This is a genomic window from Halostella salina (genome assembly GCF_003675855.1).
GTDB classification, from domain to species: Archaea; Halobacteriota; Halobacteria; order Halobacteriales; family Natronoarchaeaceae; genus Halostella; species Halostella salina.
In genome coordinates, this window is record NZ_RCIH01000002.1 from 262,952 (window position 1) to 282,830 (window position 19,879).

The window sequence follows — 19,879 nt, forward strand, 5'->3', positions numbered from 1 at the left end:
TCTACGCGTCGCCTTCCAGCACCGCCGTTTGCTCCTGGTACCGGTTGCGGATGGTGACCTCCGTCACCTGCGCGACCTCGGCGACCGCGCGCTGGGTCTGCTTCTCGTCGCAGTCCAGCGACGCGGTGTAGATCGCTGCCGCGGCGAAGCCGGTCGGCGACTTGCCGGAGTGGAGCCCCTCCTTCGCGGTCCGCTCGACGATCTCGCGGGCTCGCGTCCGGACGCTCTCGCTCACCTCTAGCTCCGAGCAAAAGCGCGGGACGAACTGCTTCGGGTCGACCGGCTTCATCTCCAGCCCGAGCTCCTGGGAGATGTAGCGGTACGTCCGGCCGATCTCCCGGCGGTCGACGCGGGACACCTCGCTGATCTCCTCCAGGCTCCGGGCGATCCCCTCCTTGCGGCAGGCGGCGTACAGCGTCGCGGTCGCGACGCCCTCGATGGACCGGCCCCGGATGAGGTCTTTCTCCAGGGCCTTCCGGTACATCACGCTCGCTATCTCCCGGACGAACCGCGGGACGCCCAGCGCCGATGCCATCCGGTCGATCTCGGAGAGCGCCTGCTTGAGGTTACGTTCGCCGGCGTCGCGGGTCCGGATCCGGCGCTGCCACTTGCGGAGCCGGTGGAGCTGGCCGCGCTTCTCCGAGCCGATCGACCGGCCCTTCGCGTCCGTGTTGCGCCAGTCGATGTCGGTCGTCAGTCCCTTGTCGTGCATGGTCTCAGTCGTCGGCGCGCCGACGCGGGACTTCTGCTGGCGCTCCTCGTGGCTGAACGCGCGCCACTCGGGGCCGTAGTCTATCGCCTCCTCGTCGACGACGAGCCCGCAGTCGTCACAGACCAGCTCCCCCCGGTCGGGGCTCTGGACGAACTGGTCGGCCCCACACTCCGGGCATTCCGACTCCGACTCCGTGTTCTCCGGTTCTATCTCGGCGCGACGACCGCTTCGGTGTGTGTTGAGGCGTGACATTGTATCTCGGCGAGGGCGGCGGCTGCCGGCGTCCAGGCGACGACCGAAAAACGCCCCCGACGCTGCCGGCGGTCCCCGTCCCCTCTTCTGCTTTCGCGTTACCGATAGCCACCCTTTGTTATGAACCCGCTATGCTAACCGGGCTGAACACAACGGCTCGTTACCGGTTCTACCGCGCCCATCCCCGCCTGCCGCCCGCGACAGCCGGGGGTTTGTCGTGACCTACGGAGCGGTAGGTGCGGGTTTCACCCGACGGTCGTCGTCCGTTGCTGTCAGTTACGCTTTTGCGCGTTCTACCAGACACTTGACGGAGCAGTAGTAGTGCTCGATTTGCTCCTGACTGCCCTTGAACTCCATCGGCTTGACGACCACGACGTGGGTGTCGTCCTCGGTCGCTATCTCCTCGGTGCAGTTGTTACACTGTGGCATCCGATCCCCCTCCGGCGCTGTCCGTTCCCCGACGAGCATTGTCCCCTGTGATCATGCCTCGACCCGAGTAAAACGTCAATCGTAAAACAACTTACGGTCGGGGCGATGCGCTACTCGTCGCGGTCGTACGCGCCGGCCCGGTCCAGCCGACCGCGCGCCTCCAGCACCGACGGCGTGCGACAGACGCCCGGCGCACCCGTGGCCTGCGGCACCGCGCAGTTGTTGCAGCTTTCACAGACCGCCCGCCCCCCGTCGCTGTCCAGCAACCGCGCCCCCAGTCGCGGCTCGGCGTAGAACGGGCGGCCCACCCCCACGGCGTCGCAGGCGTCGCCGAGCAGACCGTCCATCTCCCCGCGCCCCCGGATCCCGCCCTCCGCCAGCACCGGCACGTCGACACGCGCCCGGACGCGCCCGCAGAAGTCGGCGTTCCACGCCGGTTCGAAGTCGTACTGCAGCGACTGCAGCCGGTTCAGCGCGGCGACGATCCGCGCCCGGAGCCGGCTCCCGAACGCCGCCGCGTAGCCCGCGGAAAAGCGGTCGTCCTCCCACGCGCGCTTCGGATACTCGCCGCGGACGATGCTCATGTCCCAGACGACCGACCCCTGCACCGGCACCACCGCGTCGTAGCCGACCGCCGCGGCGCGCTCGGCGATCCGGACGCCGTCGTCGAGCGAGAGACGCCGCCGCACCACCGGCGGCGCGGCCGTCTCCGCCGGCACCTTCGTCACCAGCGGTACGTCGCCGGCCCGCTCGCGGATCTCGTCGTGGAGGACCTCCAGAAACCGCGTTCGCGCCCGGAGCGACCCGCCGAACTCGTCGTCCCGGCGGTTGTAGAACGGCGAGAGGAACTGCTGGACGATGCCCATGTTCGCGCCGGCGATGTGGATGCCGTCGTAGCCCGCGTCGACGAGGCGTTCGGCTGCTCGGCCGAAATCGGCGGCGAGTTCGTACACCTCGGCGGTCGACAGGACGTGCGGGTCGTAGGCGAGAAAGCCCAACCTATCCAGCGCCCGCAGTTGCCACGGGGGCCGCGAGACGGCGAGTTGCTCCAGCCCGGGATGTTTCTCGCGGTACTCGGCGTGCCACGTTTCCATGCTCCGAAGCCCGCCGTGTTCCAGCTGCGCGAAGATCCGGCCGCCGTGGTCGTGGACCGCGTCGGCGACTGCCGACAGCCCAGCAACGAACTCGTCGTCGTGGACGCGCGTCATCCCCGGCGCGGCACAGCCCCCCTCGCCGCGGACGATGGTCGCGCCCTGGAAGATCAGCCCGACGCCCGACTCGGCGGCCGGTTCGAGTTCCGCGACCAGCCGGTCGGCGGCGTCCGACCCGTTGCCCGCACACTCCAACAGCGGCGCGCGGTAGAGGCGGTTCGGGAGGGTGCAGTCGCCGATTTCCAGCGGTGTGTCGAGATCTATCGCCATGGCGTGATAGCTGTCCGTCCGTTCATTGTGGCCGAAACGGCGTTACGCTTTGCCCGAATCCACCGGCTATTCACGATACGGTACGGTAGCGTTTCCGCCCCGGTCTGCCCGTACTGCGGTGATCTCGATCACGTATCCGTCTTTACGGACGTACAGATGCGGCGAGCCGTCCGGTTTACGATCGCTAAACTCGCTCATTGCCGCCGTTTCGTCCTCCGGCACGACGAAAATGCTGGACCCGTTTTCCGTCGCGTTTTGCCGTAGCATTCTATCGACGATCCCTCGAATCGCACCGTCCGCCGTGAACTCGGAATCGGAGTAGTTCACGACCTTCTCTTCCGCCACCCCATCGACGATGCGAACGGAAAACGCCTCGTTGGCAGGTTCGGCCTCGGTCGGGGTATCGCCTGCCGTCATGCACCCGGCGACAGTCGACAGCAGTAGCAGCGCGATAATTCCGAGCGCCTTCTTCATCGTGTAAAAACCGCTCCGGACCTGCCGAGTGTTTTGTGGTGGCGCTACTTCTCGACCTCCAGCAGCGCCACGCGCTCGCGGACCAGATCCGCCAGCGCGGCGTCCGTTGCCGTGCGCTCAGCGTCGGTCACGTCGAAGAACTCCCGTAGCAGTTCCTCGTCGGCGTACTCCACGCCGACGGCCGGCTCGGGGTCGATGTCGAGTCGCTCGCGGACGGCGTCGGCCGCGCCGGCCTCGTCGCCGCCGTCGACCAGCACCACCGCCGGCCCCTCGCCCTCGTCGACGCCCATCGCGAGCGCCCGGTTGATCTGCCGCCGGCCGGCCGCGTACAGCAGGATCTCGACGCCGCGGTCCCGGGCGACGTTCTCGCCGCGCTCGATCGCCCGGTCGGCCAGTTCGACGGCGCGTTCGAGGTGATCGCGCCCGGCGACGTAGCGCGCGTCGAACGCCTGCACCGTCGCGCCGAACTCGTCGCCGATGGCGTCCAGTTGCTCGACCAGTTCGTCCACGTCCGCGACCGTGAGTCGTCCCTCGACCAGTTCCATCAGAAATCACCCAGGCTCGCCTGCCCCGCGTCGTCCGACTCGGCGGCGTCCCGCGCGGCGGTGCCGTCGTCCGTCTCGGCTTTCGCGTCGTCGCCCGGTTCGTCGCTGTCGCCCCCCGCGCCCTCGGCCGGCTCGACGCCGTCCATCGACGCGTCCTCGCGGCCGGCGTTTTCGAGCACGTTCTCGGCGGTCTTCCGACGGCCCCGCAGCGCGCCGAGGACGACGCCCTTGTCGGCCTCGCGGAGTTCGGCGCGGGTCTCGATCCCGGCGTCGTACAGCCGCCGCGCACGCTTGCGACCGACGCCGCGGACGCCGGCGAGGTCGAGCAGTTCGTCGCCGACGCCGTACTCGACGCGCTTGCGGGCCTCGCGGACCGCCGGCTCGTGGCCCACCTCGAGTTCGTTCGCCAGCTGCTCGGCGGCGTTTAACAGCCACTCGGCGGTGTCGACCTTCCCGCGGATGTCGCCGGGACCGACGCCGTAGCGCTCGGCGACCCGGTCCTCGTCGACCTCCTCGGCCCAGTCCTCTAGCAGGCGGGCGGTTTTGAGCGCCGAGAGCCAGTCCTCGAAACGGCCCTCCTCGAACTCGCTGGGCGTCGGGCCGAGCAGTTCGCCCTCGCGCTCGTAGCAGAGTTCGGTGTACTCCTCGCGGTCGCCCGACCGGAGGTACAGCTCGTACATGTCCGGCGTGCGGGCGACGAGGTGGTAGAGCCCGAGCGCGGTCGGGCGTTCCTCGACGGCGCGCAGGCCGTCGACGATCTCCGCGGCGCTCATCGGGTCGAGGTAGAGCCGCGAGACGGTGTGCCCGAGGTTCGTCGCGTCGAGCGTCTCGCCCCCGTCGGCGTGGTCGCGCTCGATGAACTCGTTCCGTTCCAGATACTCCAGCACGTCGTCGGTCACCTGCTCCAGTCGCCCCGGCTCCGCCGACTGCGAGGCGTACAGCGTACGCTCGAGGAAGTCGAGCAGTTCCCGCCGGGACCGGGCGAAGCCGGTTGCGACCGTCGCCAGCACGTGGGTCCGCAGCGCCGGCTCCGCCGCGAGCTTCGACCGGACGGGTTCGGGGTCGGCGTACACGTAGCGGTCGAACAGGTCGTCCAGTTCGTCGTGGTCGTCGGTGATCAGGACGGCCTCGCCGTACGGGTCCATCCCGGGCCGGCCCGCCCGGCCCATCATCTGGTGGACCTCCAGCACGTCGAGCGGCTGCATGCCGCCCGCGGTGCCGTCGTAGCGCCGCCAGTCCCGGACGACCACCCGACGACTCGGCGTGTTCACGCCCGCCGCGAGCGTCGGCGTCGCGCTGATGACCTTCAGCAGGCGGTCGCGAAAGGCGTCCTCGACGAGCGCGCGGTGCTCGCTCGCCAGTCCCGCGTGGTGGAACGCCGCGCCGCGCTCGACGGCCGCTGCCAGGTCCTCGCTCGTCTCCGTGTCGCTCACGTCCCGGATCTCCGCGGCGACGGCGGCCAGTTCGTCGCGCTCGTCGTCGGTGAGGTGGGGCTCGACCGTGTTCGCGAGCCGCCGCGCCGCCGCCTCCGCGTTGCGCCGGGAGTTGACGAACACGAGCGTCGAGCCGTCGTCTTCGAGCGTGTCCCGGACGACCGCGGCGGTCTGCTTCTCGCCGCCCTGCACCTCCAGCTCGCGCTGCGTGCCGTCGTCGAGGTGGAGCGCGTTCCCGTAGTGGACTCCCTTCTTCAGGTCGATGGGCCGCCACGTCGTGTCGACGAGTTCGGCGTCGAGCCACTCCGCGATGTCCTCGGCGTTGCCGACGGTCGCCGACAGCGCAACCGTCTGGAGGCCGGGGTTCAGCTGGCGGAGCTTCGCCAGCGTCACCTCCAGCGTCGGGCCGCGTCCCGCGTCGTCGATCAGGTGGACCTCGTCGGCGACGACGCAGGACAGGTCCTCGATCCACGACGCGCCGTTGCGCACGAGCGAGTCCACCTTCTCGCTGGTGGCGACCACGATGTCTTTCGTCGCAAGCCAGTCGCCGTCGCTCTCGTAGTTGCCCGTCGAGACGCCGACGGAGACGCCGTACTCCTCGAACGCCTCGAACTCCGCCTGCTTCTCGCTGGCCAGCGCCCGGAGCGGGACGATGTACAGCGCCGTCCCGCCCTCCCGGATCGACGACAGCATCGCCAGCTCCGCGATCAGCGTCTTCCCGCTCGCGGTCGGGACGCTCGCCACCACGTTCTCGCCCTCGGTGACGCCCGCCTCGACGGCCGCGGCCTGCGGGGGGTACAGCTCCTCGATCCCCTCTTCCTGCAGGTGGTCCGTGACGCCGGGCGGCAGCCCCGACAGGTCCGCCGTTTTCATTGCCCCTCCGTAGACGCGTCCCGCGGTTTAAACTGTCGGGTGTGTCGCTGGGGTCCTCCGTTCGCCTCTCGGTGTCGCCGGTGACTCCGTCTGCGACCGCGACCATCCAATTTTGTATCGTGATATGTGGTTTATCGAGGCTGGATCGGCGGCGATGTTCACGTACGCACCACCACGGTCAGTATCTCCGTCGTAGCAGCAGCGTTCCGGTGGACGGCGGACGGTCCCGGAGTTCGAGGAACCGGCCGCACCGCGCCCAAGCGCGAAACGACTCGCCGGTCCTGGGCGGGCGAGTTGGTGTCCCACCGGACATGGTCTCCTCGATGAACCGTGTCGGAATCCACTAACCGATGTGCCCCCGGCGTGCCCCCCGTTCCGCGGACCCGGAGTGGACCGACTGGGTAGTGTCGGCGAGACGCACGCTCGCCAGTTCTTCATCTCTCGGGAGCCGCGCCGACCGGCTCTTGGAGAGTCCGTAGTTCGATCGCTTCTCCGTGGGCTCCAGCCGAGAGCGGTGTTCGTCCGGGGGCGTTGATTCGTGCTTGCCCTCTTCCCGCGCGACCGGGAGGCACATCGGATCGCCACGCTGGACTGGGTAGCCGGACCGGAGCGAACTATCGGGTCCTGATCCGACACCTCGCCCGGTAGGCTACATTAAACTATATAACGATATACAAAACTGACCACTACCGCCCGTCAGTCCCTGTCGCTTCGAGGAAGTTCCGGAACAGGACACGGGTACGGAGCGACTCGCGGTAGTTCGCCGCCGTGACGGTCGCAAGCGCCTCGACGCGGTCGTCCTCGGACGCGGTCACGTCGCCCAGCAGCGTCCGGGCGAACTCGGGGTCTACCTCCGGATGGAACTGGATCGAGACGTTTCGCCCCGCCCGGAGCGCCTGCACGCCGCGGTCGTTGCTGGCCAGCACCGTCGCGTCGGGCGGCGGGTCGACGACGGCGTCGCCGTGACAGGCGAAAGCCGTCAACTCGGCCGGTAAGCCGTCGAACAGCGGATCGTCGGGACGGTCGACCGTGAGCGTCCGGTAGCCCAGTTCCGGGTCGCGCATCCGCGCGACGGTGCCGCCGAGCGCGTCTGCGATGATCTGGTGGCCGAAGCAGACGCCGAAGATCGGCACGTCGCTGTTCCGGACCCACTCCCGAAGCGCGCGGACGTACGGTCGGTCGTCGTTGACGCTGTCGACCGACCCGGTGATCACGGCCGCTCCGACCTCGTCGTCGTCGGGCAGTTCGAGTCCCCGAACGTCGTACTCGACCGGCTCGACGCCGTCGATCGGGTCGATCAGTCGCCGGAAGTTCGCCATGGCCGCTTCGGGACGGTGCGAAACGTTCAGAACCGCGACCCTCATCCGCGCAGCGCGCCGCCGATCGCCCCCGCGAGCGCGCTGTCCAGCGCGAACAGCGTCGCGAGGAAGACGACGACCAGCGACAGGCCGGCCCCGCCGACGATGGCGTTGACGGGCTCGGTCACCGTCACGCCGAGGAACGTGACGCCGACGAGCACGAACACCGCGACGAGCAACCCGCCGAACGCGCCGGCGAGCAGGCCGTGCCACGCGCCGCTGCCGAGGCCGCCGCCGGCGAGGTAGCCCGCGAGGAACCCGCCGATCAGGCCGCCGCCGATCTGCCCGATGATCGGGAGCGCCAGCCCCACGACCGCGACGGTCAGCCCGACGAGGAAGCCGATGCCGATGGCGCGCCAGTCGGTCATCGGCGATCACCGCGGGTCGGAACTGTGGGAACAGCTATCATCGACTGCTGGCGGTGAGAAGACATCACCTCTCGGGAACGTGGAGGAAACGCTTTGTTATGTCGCAGGTAGCGGCGCTAAGCCCGGATTACTGCCGGGTCGTCAGGACAGCTGCTCCCCGACCAGTTCGTCGACGTGTTCGACGAACTCGGCGCGGGTGCCGTCGGGGATCGTCGCGCCGGCGGCCACGTCGTGCCCGCCGCCGTCGCCGCCGACCGCGCGGGACGCCTCGGTCATCACGTCCGAGAGGTCCAGCCCGCGGCTTGTCATCCGGGGCGTCCCGCGGGCCGACACCTTGACCTCGACTGTGGCGTCGTCGTCCGCGACGTCCGTCTCGCCCTCGTCGACTTCCTTCTCCGCGAACGCGACGATGGGCCGGTCGCGGTCGACGCCGGGCGTCCCGACGGCCATCCCCGCGACGATGCCGACGATGGTCTCGCGGATGCGGTCGCCGGCGTCGAACCACTGGACGTTGTCCTCGCGGGTGACGCCTTCCTCTTTCACCCACTCCAGCCCCTCGGAGAGGTTACGGCGGTGGTTCGCCAGCAGCGTCTGCGCGCGGTCGAGCGCGTCCGCCCGGTCGCCGAGACAGACCGCCAGCCCCACGTCTGCGCGCTCGTACCTCGCGGTCGCGTTCAGCAGCGTGGAGAACTCGCTCGCGTCCCGCAGTTCCGTCCCGGGTGCCTCCGCGGTGAGCGTGTACGTCGTTCCGACGAGGTCGTCGACCTTCCCGGCCGGGACGCCAGATTCGACTGCGCGCTGAACGAGCGCGCTGGCGACGGTCCGTTTCTCGTCGTCCGAGAGGTCCGCCCAGCGCCGCCACTCGCCCCCCGACTTCAGGTCGAGATCCAGCCCGTCGAGGAAGCGGAGCGCGCCGTTCCCGTCGTTGGAGATGCCCGGAATGCGAACGTCCGTCGCGTACTCCAGTAGCTTCGGGAGCGGTCGGGTCTGTTTCCCGTACAGCGCGAGGTCGGTGCCGGTGTCGAGCACGCCAGCTGCCTCGCCCTCGGCGACGATCTCCGCGTTCGCGCCGACGAGTTCGCCGTCCGTCGCCTGCATATCGCCGACCGCGCCGACGACGGCCAGCGCCGCGAGGTCCCGATTGTCCCCGGTTTCCGGTTCCAGCGCCCGCGCGAGGACGTAGCTCGCGCCCGCGCCGGAGAGTTCGCTCGCGCCGTCGAGGCCAAAGAGGAGCGGATTGAGGTGGAACTCGGTCTCGGCGTCGGCCGGGCGGTGGTGGTCGGCGATGACGGGCGTGAAGTCGCCCTTGGCCTCGTGGTCGGCGATGATCCCGAGCTGCCCGCTCCCGAAGTCGGTGAAGAGGACGGTGTCGTAGTCGGTCGCGGCGATGCTCGCGATCTCGGTCTCGTCGAGTTGCTTGCTGAACACCGACTCGAAGGGGATGCCGGCCCGCTCCAGCGCGGTCGCCGCGATGCCGGCGCTCGTCAGGCCGTCCGCGTCGATGTGCGAGGCCAGCAACACCTCGTCGGCCGCGCGGAGGCGGTCGGCGCAGGCGGCGGCGCGGTCCGCGAGCGCGGGAACGGGTGCGTCCATCGCCAACGGCTTGGTGCGGCTCCCGGCTTAAACCTGCGGATCGGACGGACCGTTCACTCCCGGTAGCTCGGCGCGGCTGCCTCGACGGTGGCGGTCGCCAGCGCCTCGAACGACGCCGTCTCGGGCACCACGTCGACCGCGACGCCGTGGGCCTCGGCCGTCTCCCGCGTCGGCTCGCCGATGGCCCCGACGACCGCGTCGTTCAGGCCGGCGACGGCGGCGTCGCGGACGCCGCGCTCGGCAGCGGCCTCGAGGAAATGCTCGACGGTGAGCGAGGAGGTAAAGAGCGCGGCGTCGACTTCGCCGTCGGCGGCCAGTTCGGCCGACTCGCCGCTGCCCTCGGGGCGGACGAGGCGGTAGAGGACGGTTTCGTGTACGTCCGCGCCCGCGTCGGCGAGGCCGTCGGTGAGCACGTCGCTCCCGTGGTCGCTCCGGGCGACCTCGACTCGGTTGCCGTCGACCTCGGCTTCGAGCATTTGGACAAGCCCCGTCGACGAGTACTCCTCGGGGATCAGGTCGACCGTCCAGCCGGCCTCGCGCATCGCGCGGGCGGTGCGCTCGCCGATCGCCACCAGCGTCGCGTCGCCGGGCGTCCAGCCCGCCTCCGCGACGAGTTCGACGCCGGTCTTGCTCGTCATGACGACGTAGTCGCCGGGAGCGGGCGTCTCGCCCGTCGGCTCGACGGCCAGCATCGGGTCCGGAACGGGGTCCGCGCCGAGCGAGTCGAGCAGTTCGACGGCCTCGTCGGTCCGCTCGTCGTCGGGGCGGAAGACGGCCGCGCGAACGTCGCGGTTCACGCCGTCTCACCGCCGTCGGAGTCGTCGTCCGCGGGCGTCGCGCCGTCGCCGCCCCGCCCCTGCAGGAACTCGACGACGCGGTCGCGGCTCGCGGCAACCTCGCCGATGACGGTGATCGCGGGCGGTTCGATACCGTGCTCGTCCCGAGCGTCGACGATGGTGTCGAGGGTGCCGGTCGCGACGCGCATGTCGGGCCAGGTGCCGCGCTCGACGAGCGCGACGGGGGTCTCGGGATCCATCCCGGCCTCGCGGAGCGCGCGGGTGTAGTCCGGCAGTTTGCCGACGCCCATCAGGACGACGATGGTGCCGCCGGTGTCCGCGAGTGCTCCCCAGTCGACGGCCGACTCGTCCTTCGTCGGGTCCTCGTGGCCCGTAACGAAGGAGACGCTGGAGGCGTGGTCGCGGTGGGTGACGGGGATGCCCGCGACGCCGGCCGCGCCGACGGCGCTGGTGACGCCCGGCACGACCTCGAAGGGGACGCCGTGTTCCGCGAGGTACGCCATCTCCTCGCCGCCGCGGCCGAAGACGAAGGGGTCCCCGCCCTTCAGGCGGACCACGTCGTTACCGGCCTCGGCGAGTTCGACGAGGCGCGCGTTGGTCTCGGACTGGGGCGTGCGCTCGCCGCCGGCGCGCTTGCCAACGTCCTCCCGTTTCTCGGCGGGGATCCGGTCGAGTATCTCGGGGCCGGGGAGCTTGTCGTGGAGGACCACGTCGGCCTCGTCGATCAGCCGGGCCGCGCGCACGGTCAGCAGTTCCGGGTCGCCGGGGCCGCTCCCGACAAGGTAGACGGTGCCGGTCATTCCTCGCGTTTGGCCGCGGTCTGTTCGTCCTCCGCGCGCCGGGCGGCGGCGATCAGGTCGTCGGCACCGCGGTCGGCCAGGTCCCGGGCGAACGCCCGGGCGGCCTCGGCGTGGCGCTCGACGGGCAGGTCCCGCGTCGCGGTCACGCCCTCCTCGCCGGCGCGGTCGAACACCTGGACGGCGGTGTGGACGTACTCGCCCTGGATGACCGCGTGGACGCCGATGGGGGCGACGCAGCCCCCGCCCAGTTCCGAGAGGACGGAGCGCTCGACGGTCGTCTCGACGCGCGTCCGCGGGTGGTCGAGCACCGTGTGCAGGTCGTCGGCCACGTCGCCGTCGGCGGCCACGACCGCGAGCGCGCCCTGACCGGGCGCGGGGACGAACTCGTCGGTCGGGAGCCGCTGGTAGTCGACGTGGTGGGCGAGGCCGCTCCGTTCCAGCCCCGCCTCGGCGAGGACGACGGCGTCGTATTCGGTCTCGACCTCCCGCTCCATCGCCCGGCGCTCGATCTCGCTCAGGTCGTCGAACCACTCCTCGACGGTGCGGTCGTACGGGAACTCGTAGTCGTCGTCGCCGGCGTTGCCCTTGCGCTCCTTCTCCTCCTCCGTGCGTTCCTCGTGCTCGCGCTGGAGGCTCGGCGCGAGCAGTTTCTCGATCCGCGTGTCGACGTTGCCCCGGAGGGGTTCGATTGTCAGGTCCGGCCGCGCGTTGCGGACCTGTGCCCCCCGGCGGAGGCTCGACGTGCCGACGGTCGCCCCCTCCGGCAGTTCGTCGAGGCGGCGGCCGTCCGGCGTCACCAGCGCGTCGCCCGGCGCGGCGCGCTCGGGGATGCCGGCGACGACGAGGCCGTCGGGCTGGTCGGTCGGCATGTCCTTCATCGAGTGGACCGCGGCGTCCACGTCGCCCGACAGCACTTGCTCGTCCAGGCTCCGGACGAACGCGCCGGTCTTGCCGAGGCGGTGGATGAGTTCGTCGCTCACCCGGTCGCCCTCCGTCTCCACCTCCACGAGTTCCGCGTCGAGGCGGCGGTCCTCCAGCGCCGCCTGCACCGTCGCCGCCTGGCGGGTAGCGAGGTCGGAGCCTCGCGTCGCCAGCCGGAGCGTCCCGTTCGTGCTCATATCTCCCCCTCGGCGTTCCTCCTTGAAACCCCCTTCGTAACGCGAGTTCGCCCTCGCGGTCATACTGTTTGCTCTCACTGTGTACCGGCGGTCACCGGTACCGGGACGGGTGACCATCGGTACCTGGCGAGAGCAAACAGTATCAGGGCGTCCCGACGTGCTCGTGGCGCTGGTAGAGGTAGTACAGCGACACCGCAACGTTCAGCAGGAACGCGGTCGCCACGATACCGATGACCGCCACCAGCGCGTACAGCGCGGGGTCCGGCTCCCACCCGACATCGGCCTCCCGGACCGCCGTCGCGTCGAAGTAGAGCGCGACGGGGAAGAGCAGCCCCAGGACGCTGCCCACCATCCCGATCAGAAACACCGGCAGGAGGATCGCCACGAGCGGCCCCGCGAACGCGGCGGGTCCCATCATCGGCCCGCCCATCGGCACCACGCCGAACCCGAGCGCGAAAAACACGGACGCGATGACCCAGCCGAACACGAGGAACCCGAGCAGGGAGAGCACCGGCATCGCCGCGATGACGTACCACCAGTTCGAGTCGACGCGGTTCGCCGGAGAGCCGACGCCGTCGTCCGCGGGGGAGGGATCAGGTGCGGCCATACGAGATATGACGCCGTCTTGGTATATAAACCTCCGAACTACGGGTCGACGACTGATCCGACGCTGGGGCCAGCGCGAGCGCGCGGCGCACGACGCGCCGCGGGCGAGTGTTCGGGGAAGGGCAGGCCGTCGGATCCATAGGGTTGGAGGGGTCCAGCATACGGCGGCGAAGCCGCCGTTTCACCGCCGGAGCGGGACTCCGTCCCGCGGAGGCGGCCTTTTTGGCCGAGCTTTTTGCCGGGAGGGGTGCGCCGCAGGCGCACCCGACCGGGAAAAAGGTCGCTAGAAGTCCACGTCCGTCTCCATCCCCTCGGTGGCGTCGTCGAGGCCGTCCTCCTGCACGTCATCGGTCAGGCCGCCGGTCAGGTCGCCGTCGGCGAGCAGGCGGTCGAACTCGTCGCGGTAGCGGTCGTTGGCCCCGCGGGACTCGTTTTGCGCGCGGACGACGCGCCGGTAGCGGCGGACGGTGGACTCGCTCACGTCGAACGCGTCGGCGAGGTCGGCGGTGCTGGGGTCCGTCTGCAGGCGATCACGGAGGGCGGCCAGATCGAACGGCGCGTCGGTGTCCCGGTCGCGGACGAGATGGAGGTCGAGGCGGGCGCGGAAGACGGTCTTCCGCGAGGCGTCGAGTTCGCGGGCGATTGCGGCGTCGCTCTCGCCCTCGTAGAACAGTTCGACCAGGTCCGCGAGCGCGCCGTCGCCGAGGTCCGTGTCGAACCCGTAGCGGTCGCGCATCTGCCCGATCACGCCCTCCAGTTGCTCCCGCTTGCCCTCCGTCTCGTCCGTCAGGGAGCCGGGCGTCTCCTCCTGGGACTCCGTCACCGTCTCCTCGTCGGTGACGTCGATGAAGATGTCCCGGAGCTCCTCCGTTTTCTCGTCCATTGGTCGTATGGAACGCCCTTGCCTTTGGCGACACATAAAAGCTTGTCGCAGGACGCCGCGGGGATGGGGCACGCTCGTAAACCACGCTTCGAATCTTGGTAAACCAGATCGTATTAGTGGGTGCCGTCGAGAGGGGTCGGCATGAGCACGGACACGGATTCGGTCGAACTGGTCGACGACCTGACCGTCGGGTTCATCGCACAGGCCGCGCTGCTGGCGGCCTTTGTCGGCGCGGGGGCGTACGTGTCGTTCCCGCTGCCGTTCTCCACGGTGCCGGTGACGCTGCAGGTGCTCGGCGTGTTCCTCGCCGGCATCGTGCTCGGGCCGGTCTGGGGAACTGTCTCGATGGTGCTGTATCTCGCCGTCGGCGCGATCGGGGTGCCGGTGTACGCCGGCGGTGCGGCGGGCCTTGGGACGCTGGTCGGGTCGACGGCGGGCTACCTCTGGTCGTATCCGGTCGCGGCGGCGCTGATCGGCGGGATCGTCCACCGCGGCACCGACCTCCGCGACCCGGCGACGGTGTCGGTGCCCGTCGTCGTGGCCGCGCTGGTTGTCGGCACCGTCGTCATCTACGCGGGCGGCGTCGCGGGGCTGATGGCGGTCGCGGGCTACGGCGTCGAGGAGGCCGTCAGCGTCGGGGCGCTGGTGTTTCTCCCCGGCGAGGCGGTGAAGATCGCCGTCGCGACGGGGCTGGCCCGGAGCGGCCTCCTGCCCACGCAATGATCGAGACGCGGGGACTGGTCCATCGCTACGGCGACGCGACGGCGCTGTCCGGCGTGTCGCTAACCGTCCCCGACGGCGAGTTCCTCGTTCTTGCGGGCGCGAACGGGAGCGGGAAGACGACGCTCGTCCGCCACTTCAACGGCCTCCTGTCCCCCGACGATGGCGAGGTGCTGGTCGACGGCACGCCGGTGAGCGAGGACCTCGTTGCCACGCGGACGCGCGTCGGGATGGTGTTCCAGACCCCGCGGGACTGCTTCGTCGCGGCGACGGTCGGCGCGGACGTGGCGTTCGGTCCGGAGAACCTCGGGCTGGATCGGGCGGAGATCGACCGGCGGGTCGACGACGCACTCGCGGCCGTCGGCATGGCCGGCCGCCGCGACGACCGCATCGACGAACTCTCCGGCGGCGAGCAGGAACGAGTTGCCATCGCGGGCGCGCTGGCGATGGAGCCCGACCACCTCGTCCTCGACGAGCCGTTCACCGGCCTCGACGAGCCGGCGCGGCGGTCGGTGCTGGAGCGGCTCGAAGCGCTCCACGACGGCGGGACGAGCGTCGTCGTCGTCACGCACGACCTCCGGGGCGTGGGCGCGCTGGCCGACCGGATCGTCGCGCTGTCGGACGGCGAAATCGCGGCCGACGCGCCGCCGGACGGGGCGGCCGCCGCGCTCTCCGGCCTCGACGTGCGCGTGCCATGGTGAGCTACGAACCGGGGTCGTCGCTGGCCCACGGCTTCGACCCGCGGGCGAAGCTGGCGTTTCAGGTCGCCTTCGCCGCCGCGGCGTTCGCCCACGCCTCGCCGGCGGGACTGGCGGCGTCGACGATGCTGGCGCTTGCCGTCCTCGTCGCAGCGGAGCTGTCGCCGCTCCGGGCGCTGTGGTCGTTTCGCTTTCCGCTCCTGTTGCTCGCCGCCGCCCCCGCCCTCGCCGCGGTCAAACTCGGCCCGCCGTGGCTCGACCCCGCCGCCGCGCTCGACTCGGCGCGGCTCGCCTACCGCGTCGTCCCCGTCTTCCTCGTCAGCGCCGCCTACGTCCGGACGACGCCGGTCCGGGCGTCCCGGGCGGCGCTCCAGCGCGTCGTCCCGGGGAAGGCGGGCCGGGTGCTCGGTGCGGGGGTCGCCATCACGATCCGGTTTTTCCCGGTGGTGCTCGCGGACCTGCGCCGGATCCGCGAGGCGTCGGCCGCCCGCCTCGGCGACGAGCGGTCGCTCCGCGACCGGATGCGCCTCGTCACGCTGGCCGGGATCCAGCGGGCGTTCGGGCGGGCGGACCGGCTCGCGGTCGCGCTCCGGGCCCGGTGTTTCTCGTGGAACGCGACGCTCCCGGCGCTTGCGTTCCGCCGGCGGGACGCCGCGCTCTGCCTGCTGGCGTTCGCGCTGGCGCTGTCGCCGCTGCTGTAAACCGACCACACGTTTTCGATTTGCCCCCGACGGCGCGGCGACTCGGGTGACAAGATTTAAGCGGCCGCTGTCCGCGTGATCGTACATGACATACGTGGCCCAGGCGTCGGACGCGGTCACGCGGGAGACCTTCTGGACCATCAGCGACGTCGGGAAGGTCGCGTTCTACTACCTCGCGGCGGTCGCGATCCTCGTGTTCCTCTACGGGGTGTACGACCGCTTCGCCCGCTACGCCCGCGGCACCGACGACCCGTTCGAGCGGCTCGACGACCTGCCCCGCCGGGTGGTGTCGGCGACGACGACCGTCTTCTCCAACCGCAAGCAGTTCGACCGCGACCTGTACGGCGGCGTGATGCACGCATTCATCTTCTGGGGGTTCCTGACCCTGCTCATCGGGACGACGATCCTCGGGATCGACATGGACATCGCCCGGACGGTCGGCGAGTCGTTCTGGACGGGCGACTTCTACCTGGCCTACTCGCTGACGATGGACGCGATGGGCCTGCTCTTCGTCGTCGGGATCGGGATGGCGATCTACCGGCGCTACTGGGTCCGCAACGAGCGCCTGTGGGGCAAACACACCGGCGTCGAGGACGACCTGTTCGTCTGGTCGCTGTTCGTGCTCGGCGTCGGCGGCTACGTCACCGAGGGCCTGCGGATCCTCGGCACCGGCTTCCCCGAGTTCGAGACGGTGAGCTTCGTCGGCTGGTTCGTCGCGCTCGTGCTCCAGGGGGCCGGCCTCGACGCCGCCGGGGCCGAGGCGCTGTACTGGTGGTCGTGGTGGTCCCACGCGATCATCGCCCTCGTCTTCGTCGCCGCGGTGCCGTACGCCAAGCCGTTCCACATGATCTCCTCGTACGCCAACGTCGTCACGAGCGACGATCAGGCCGGCAAGCGCCTCCCCGGCGTCCCCGCGGACGCCAGCCCCGAGGAGATCGGGTACACCGACGTGGACGACTTCTCCTGGAAGGACCGCCTCGACCAAGACGCCTGCACGAAATGCGGCCGGTGTTCGTCGGCGTGTCCGGCGAAGGCCTCGGGCCGCCCGCTCGACCCGCGGGACGTGATCCTCGACCTGAAGTCCTACCGCGAGTCGCTCGACGCCGGCGAGACGGAGGAACAGCCCATCGTCGCCGACGGCGGGACGAGCGTCATCAACAGCGAGACGATGGAGTCCTGCATGGCCTGCATGGCCTGCATGGACGCCTGCCCGGTCGACATCGAGCACCTGAAGCAGTTCACGGAGATGAACCGCCGGCTGACCGAGTCCGGGCAGATGGACGCCAACGTGCAGGACGCGATGATGAACGTGTTCCAGAACGGCAACACGTTCGGCGACCCCGAGCGCAAGCGCCCCGAGTGGACCGAGGATCTGGACTTCGAGGTGCCCGACGCCCGCGAGGAGCCGGTCGAGTACGTCTGGTACGTCGGCGACTACCCCAGCTACGACGAGCGCAACCGCCGGATCGCCCGGGCGCTGGCCACCGTGTTCGAGCGCGCCGGTGTCGACTACGGCATCCTCTACGAGGACGAGCAGACCGACGGCAACGACGTGCGCCGCGTCGGCGAGGAGGGCCTCTACGAGATGCTCGTCGAGGACAACGCGGCCGCCATTCAGGACTGCGAGTTCGAGAAGATCGTCTGTACGGACCCCCACTCGTACAACACGTTCATGAACGAGTACCCCGAGTTCGACGCCTGCGAGTGGACGGCCGACGACGTGTTCCACTACACGCAGGTCGTCGACGAACTGGCCGAACGGGGCGCGCTCGACCTCGACGGGACGGAACTCAACTACACCGTCACCTACCACGACCCCTGTCACCTCGGCCGGTACAACGACGTGTTCGAGGCCCCCCGAGACCTCGTCCGGGCGACCGGCGCGGACCTCTACGAGATGCCGCGCAACCGCTCCGATTCGTTCTGCTGTGGCGGGGGCGGCGGCGGCCTCTGGATGGAAGTCGAGGAGGAGACCAAACCCAGCGAGGAACGTCTGCGCGAAGCGCTGGAGGACACCGACGCGGGCGACGCCGTCGAGAAGTTCGTCGTCGCCTGCCCGATGTGCGCGACGATGTACGAGGACGGCCGGAAGACCGGCGGCTTCGAGGACGACATCGAGGTCGTCGGGCTGACGGAACTGCTCGCCGAGGCGATCGGGGAGGAAGAGCGGGTCGCGGCGGCATAGCCGGACTGCTCGGTTCATCGTGGTTGCTCTCACTGTGTGCCGGTGGTCGCCGGTACCGGTACGGGTGACCACCGGTAGTTGGCGAGAGCAAACACTGCCGGTCTCTCCATCGGACCGCGTGTTTCAAGTCCGAACACGTTCAATCGAAGGTATGGGAATCGTCCGGGACTCCGAGCACAGCGACGGCGTACCGACGGTCGAGGGGACCGGGATCCGGGTCGAGGACATCGCCTCGGCGTACGAACACAGCGGATACGACCCGGACGAGATCACGCAACTATACCCCGATCTCAGTCTCGGAGACGTGCATCGGGCCCTCGCATACTACTACGACCACATCGACGACTTCCGGTCGCCCTCATCCGATCCGGCCTCCGCATGACGAGACCGCTGTACTGCGACGAGAGTATCTGGATCCCTGCGGCCGACGGACTCCGTCGGCGCGGGTGGACGGTTCACACGGCACGTGACGAAGGAACCCTAGGCGATCCCGACCGTGCGCAGTTGCGGTACGCAGTCGAACACGACTGGCTGCTGCTGACGTTCGACGACGATTTTCTCTCGCTCGTCGAAGGCCAGGCGCTGGAGCACAGCGGCGTGATCTACGTGCGCCAGGCCGGACGGGAGATCGGTGACGTGGTGAAAGCGGTCGATGAACACCTACAGCACCGACCCGACGGCGATCGGTCGATACACTACCTCTAGCCGCTGGGCACGGACCAGCCGAATCGCCGAGTCAGCCGAACCGCGCTTCCCACTCCTCGCGGAGCACGCCGAAGTACACCATGTCGACGTACTCGCCGTTGACGTTCTCGGCCTCGCGGGCGACGGCCTCGCGCTCCATGCCGCACTTCTGCAGGACGCGTTTCGACCCCTCGTTGGTCGCCAGCGCCCGGCCGCGGACGCGGTGGAGGCGAAGCTCCTCGAACGCGTAGCGGACGATCAGCCGGGCGGCCTCGGTCATGATCCCCTGCCCGTGGGCCTCGGGCGTGAGCCAGTAGGCGATCTCGGCGTGGCCCGCCGATCCGTCGATGTCGAACAGCGAGACGGTGCCGAGGACCCCGCCGTCGCGCGGGCCGTCGCTCTCCGCGTTCTCGAAGCTGCGCGCGCCGTCGTCGACGCAGACGGCCAGTTCGACGCCGGCGTCGTCGTCGGAGGTGCGCTCCTCGAAATGTTCGCGGGTGGTTTCGAGGTTGGTCGGGGACGCGCTCGTCAGCGGCCGGCGGACGCGCGGGTCGTCGATGTTGTCCCGGATGAACTCGAGGTCATCCTCCTCGACAGTGCGGAGAGTGACGCACTCGCCCCGCAGGAAGGCAGCGCCGGGCATCAGGCCGTCACCTCTTCGTCCCACTCGCGGGCGAGCAGGCCGTACATGTGGGTGTCGACGTGCTCGCCGTCGACGTACTCCTCGTCGCGCTGGACGCCTTCGTGGGTGAAGCCGAGTCGCTCCAGCAGCGCGCGGGACGCCTCGTTCGGCCCGATGGCCCGGGCGTGGACCCGGTGGAGGCGGCGCTCGGCGAAGGCGTAGTCGAGCAGGAGCGAGACGGCCTCGGTCGCGTACCCCTCGCCCTGCTCCTCCGGCGTGAGCCAGTAGCCGACCTCGGCGTGGCCCGCCGAGTCGTCGACGTGGAACAGCGCGACGTGGCCGACCGGCTCGTCGTCGACGCAGGCCAGCAGGACGGCGTCGTCGCCGTCGTACAGGTCCTCGAAGCGCTCGCGCTGCTGTTCCATGTTCGTCGGGCGGTCGAACGTCATCGGGCGGCGCGTCGCGGGGTCGTTCCGGTGGTCGCGGAGGAAGGGGAGGTCCGCCTCCTCGACCGTGCGGAGGGCCACGCGGTCGCCGGCAAGGAAGGTGCCGCCGGGCATACCCGAATCTGTCTCCCGACTGGAGATAGTTCTACCGACGGTGTGTG

22 protein-coding genes are annotated in these 19,879 nt (G+C 70.0%); 6 read left to right on the plus strand and 16 right to left on the minus strand.

Annotation, left to right across the window (positions count from 1 at the left end; all coding sequences use genetic code 11):
- Position 1: 1 nt before the first annotated feature.
- The 14 genes from D8896_RS04665 to D8896_RS04730 all read right to left on the minus strand — a co-directional run bounded on the left by D8896_RS04665 (position 2) and on the right by D8896_RS04730 (position 13,662).
- Positions 2 to 964: a transcription initiation factor IIB gene (locus D8896_RS04665; RefSeq protein WP_121820918.1), complete on the minus strand. Its 963-nt coding sequence runs from the start codon at positions 962 to 964 to the stop codon at positions 2 to 4.
- A 276-nt stretch (positions 965 to 1,240) separates the two neighbouring features.
- Complete coding sequence (locus tag D8896_RS04670; protein WP_162991441.1) at positions 1,241 to 1,393, minus strand: hypothetical protein; 153 nt, start codon at positions 1,391 to 1,393, stop codon at positions 1,241 to 1,243.
- A 110-nt stretch (positions 1,394 to 1,503) separates the two neighbouring features.
- Positions 1,504 to 2,814 (minus strand): oxidoreductase, encoded by a 1,311-nt coding sequence (locus D8896_RS04675; RefSeq protein WP_121820920.1) that lies wholly within the window; start codon positions 2,812 to 2,814, stop codon positions 1,504 to 1,506.
- Between the two features lie 66 nt (positions 2,815 to 2,880).
- Positions 2,881 to 3,288 (minus strand): hypothetical protein, encoded by a 408-nt coding sequence (locus D8896_RS04680; RefSeq protein ID WP_121820921.1) that lies wholly within the window; start codon positions 3,286 to 3,288, stop codon positions 2,881 to 2,883.
- A 44-nt stretch (positions 3,289 to 3,332) separates the two neighbouring features.
- The gene (gene cgi121, locus D8896_RS04685) at positions 3,333 to 3,833 is read right to left on the minus strand and encodes a KEOPS complex subunit Cgi121 (RefSeq protein WP_121820922.1); all 501 of its coding nucleotides are present in this window, start codon (positions 3,831 to 3,833) and stop codon (positions 3,333 to 3,335) included.
- Positions 3,833 to 6,139: an ATP-dependent DNA helicase gene (locus tag D8896_RS04690; RefSeq protein WP_121820923.1), complete on the minus strand. Its 2,307-nt coding sequence runs from the start codon at positions 6,137 to 6,139 to the stop codon at positions 3,833 to 3,835. The genes cgi121 and D8896_RS04690 overlap by 1 nt, the downstream gene beginning before the upstream one ends.
- 686 nt (positions 6,140 to 6,825) lie before the next feature.
- Complete coding sequence (locus tag D8896_RS04695) at positions 6,826 to 7,458, minus strand: type 1 glutamine amidotransferase (RefSeq protein ID WP_162991442.1); 633 nt, start codon at positions 7,456 to 7,458, stop codon at positions 6,826 to 6,828.
- Positions 7,459 to 7,499: 41 nt separating this feature from the next.
- A complete protein-coding gene (locus D8896_RS04700) occupies positions 7,500 to 7,865 on the minus strand; it encodes a DUF5518 domain-containing protein (RefSeq protein WP_121820925.1) in 366 nt (121 codons plus the stop codon).
- 141 nt (positions 7,866 to 8,006) lie between these two features.
- Positions 8,007 to 9,458, minus strand: a complete 1,452-nt coding sequence (locus D8896_RS04705) for a single-stranded-DNA-specific exonuclease RecJ (protein WP_121820926.1) — start codon at positions 9,456 to 9,458, stop codon at positions 8,007 to 8,009.
- 53 nt (positions 9,459 to 9,511) lie between these two features.
- Positions 9,512 to 10,255 carry a uroporphyrinogen-III synthase gene (locus tag D8896_RS04710; RefSeq protein ID WP_121820927.1) on the minus strand — a complete coding sequence of 248 codons (744 nt, stop codon included), beginning with the start codon at positions 10,253 to 10,255 and terminating at the stop codon, positions 9,512 to 9,514.
- The gene (gene cobA, locus D8896_RS04715) at positions 10,252 to 11,055 is read right to left on the minus strand and encodes a uroporphyrinogen-III C-methyltransferase (RefSeq protein ID WP_121820928.1); all 804 of its coding nucleotides are present in this window, start codon (positions 11,053 to 11,055) and stop codon (positions 10,252 to 10,254) included. Before cobA ends, D8896_RS04710 begins: the two co-directional genes overlap by 4 nt.
- A complete protein-coding gene (gene hemC, locus D8896_RS04720) occupies positions 11,052 to 12,173 on the minus strand; it encodes a hydroxymethylbilane synthase (RefSeq protein ID WP_121820929.1) in 1,122 nt (373 codons plus the stop codon). Before hemC ends, cobA begins: the two co-directional genes overlap by 4 nt.
- A 142-nt stretch (positions 12,174 to 12,315) precedes the next feature.
- Positions 12,316 to 12,780, minus strand: coding sequence for a hypothetical protein (locus D8896_RS04725; protein WP_121820930.1), 465 nt, complete (start codon positions 12,778 to 12,780; stop codon positions 12,316 to 12,318).
- 282 nt (positions 12,781 to 13,062) lie between these two features.
- Complete coding sequence (locus tag D8896_RS04730) at positions 13,063 to 13,662, minus strand: conditioned medium-induced protein 4 (RefSeq protein WP_121820931.1); 600 nt, start codon at positions 13,660 to 13,662, stop codon at positions 13,063 to 13,065.
- A 141-nt stretch (positions 13,663 to 13,803) separates the two neighbouring features.
- On the opposite strand from D8896_RS04730, the gene D8896_RS04735 reads away from it, so the two are divergent.
- The 6 genes from D8896_RS04735 to D8896_RS04760 all read left to right on the plus strand — a co-directional run bounded on the left by D8896_RS04735 (position 13,804) and on the right by D8896_RS04760 (position 18,671).
- Entirely contained in the window at positions 13,804 to 14,385 is a 582-nt protein-coding gene (locus D8896_RS04735; protein WP_121820932.1) for a biotin transporter BioY, read from the plus strand.
- Entirely contained in the window at positions 14,382 to 15,083 is a 702-nt protein-coding gene (locus tag D8896_RS04740; protein ID WP_121820933.1) for an energy-coupling factor ABC transporter ATP-binding protein, read from the plus strand. Before D8896_RS04735 ends, D8896_RS04740 begins: the two co-directional genes overlap by 4 nt.
- The gene (locus tag D8896_RS04745; RefSeq protein ID WP_121820934.1) at positions 15,077 to 15,781 is read left to right on the plus strand and encodes an energy-coupling factor transporter transmembrane component T family protein; all 705 of its coding nucleotides are present in this window, start codon (positions 15,077 to 15,079) and stop codon (positions 15,779 to 15,781) included. The genes D8896_RS04740 and D8896_RS04745 overlap by 7 nt, the downstream gene beginning before the upstream one ends.
- 85 nt (positions 15,782 to 15,866) lie before the next feature.
- Complete coding sequence (locus D8896_RS04750; protein ID WP_121820935.1) at positions 15,867 to 17,966, plus strand: heterodisulfide reductase-related iron-sulfur binding cluster; 2,100 nt, start codon at positions 15,867 to 15,869, stop codon at positions 17,964 to 17,966.
- Positions 17,967 to 18,117: 151 nt separating this feature from the next.
- A complete protein-coding gene (locus tag D8896_RS04755; protein WP_121820936.1) occupies positions 18,118 to 18,348 on the plus strand; it encodes a DUF433 domain-containing protein in 231 nt (76 codons plus the stop codon).
- Entirely contained in the window at positions 18,345 to 18,671 is a 327-nt protein-coding gene (locus D8896_RS04760; protein WP_121820937.1) for a DUF5615 family PIN-like protein, read from the plus strand. The genes D8896_RS04755 and D8896_RS04760 overlap by 4 nt, the downstream gene beginning before the upstream one ends.
- Before the next feature lie 31 nt (positions 18,672 to 18,702).
- Here the strand turns inward: D8896_RS04760 and D8896_RS04765 are convergent, their stop codons facing one another.
- Positions 18,703 to 19,293, minus strand: coding sequence for a GNAT family N-acetyltransferase (locus D8896_RS04765; RefSeq protein WP_121820938.1), 591 nt, complete (start codon positions 19,291 to 19,293; stop codon positions 18,703 to 18,705).
- Positions 19,293 to 19,832 carry a GNAT family N-acetyltransferase gene (locus D8896_RS04770; protein ID WP_121820939.1) on the minus strand — a complete coding sequence of 180 codons (540 nt, stop codon included), beginning with the start codon at positions 19,830 to 19,832 and terminating at the stop codon, positions 19,293 to 19,295. The genes D8896_RS04765 and D8896_RS04770 overlap by 1 nt, the downstream gene beginning before the upstream one ends.
- Positions 19,833 to 19,879 lie beyond the last annotated feature (47 nt).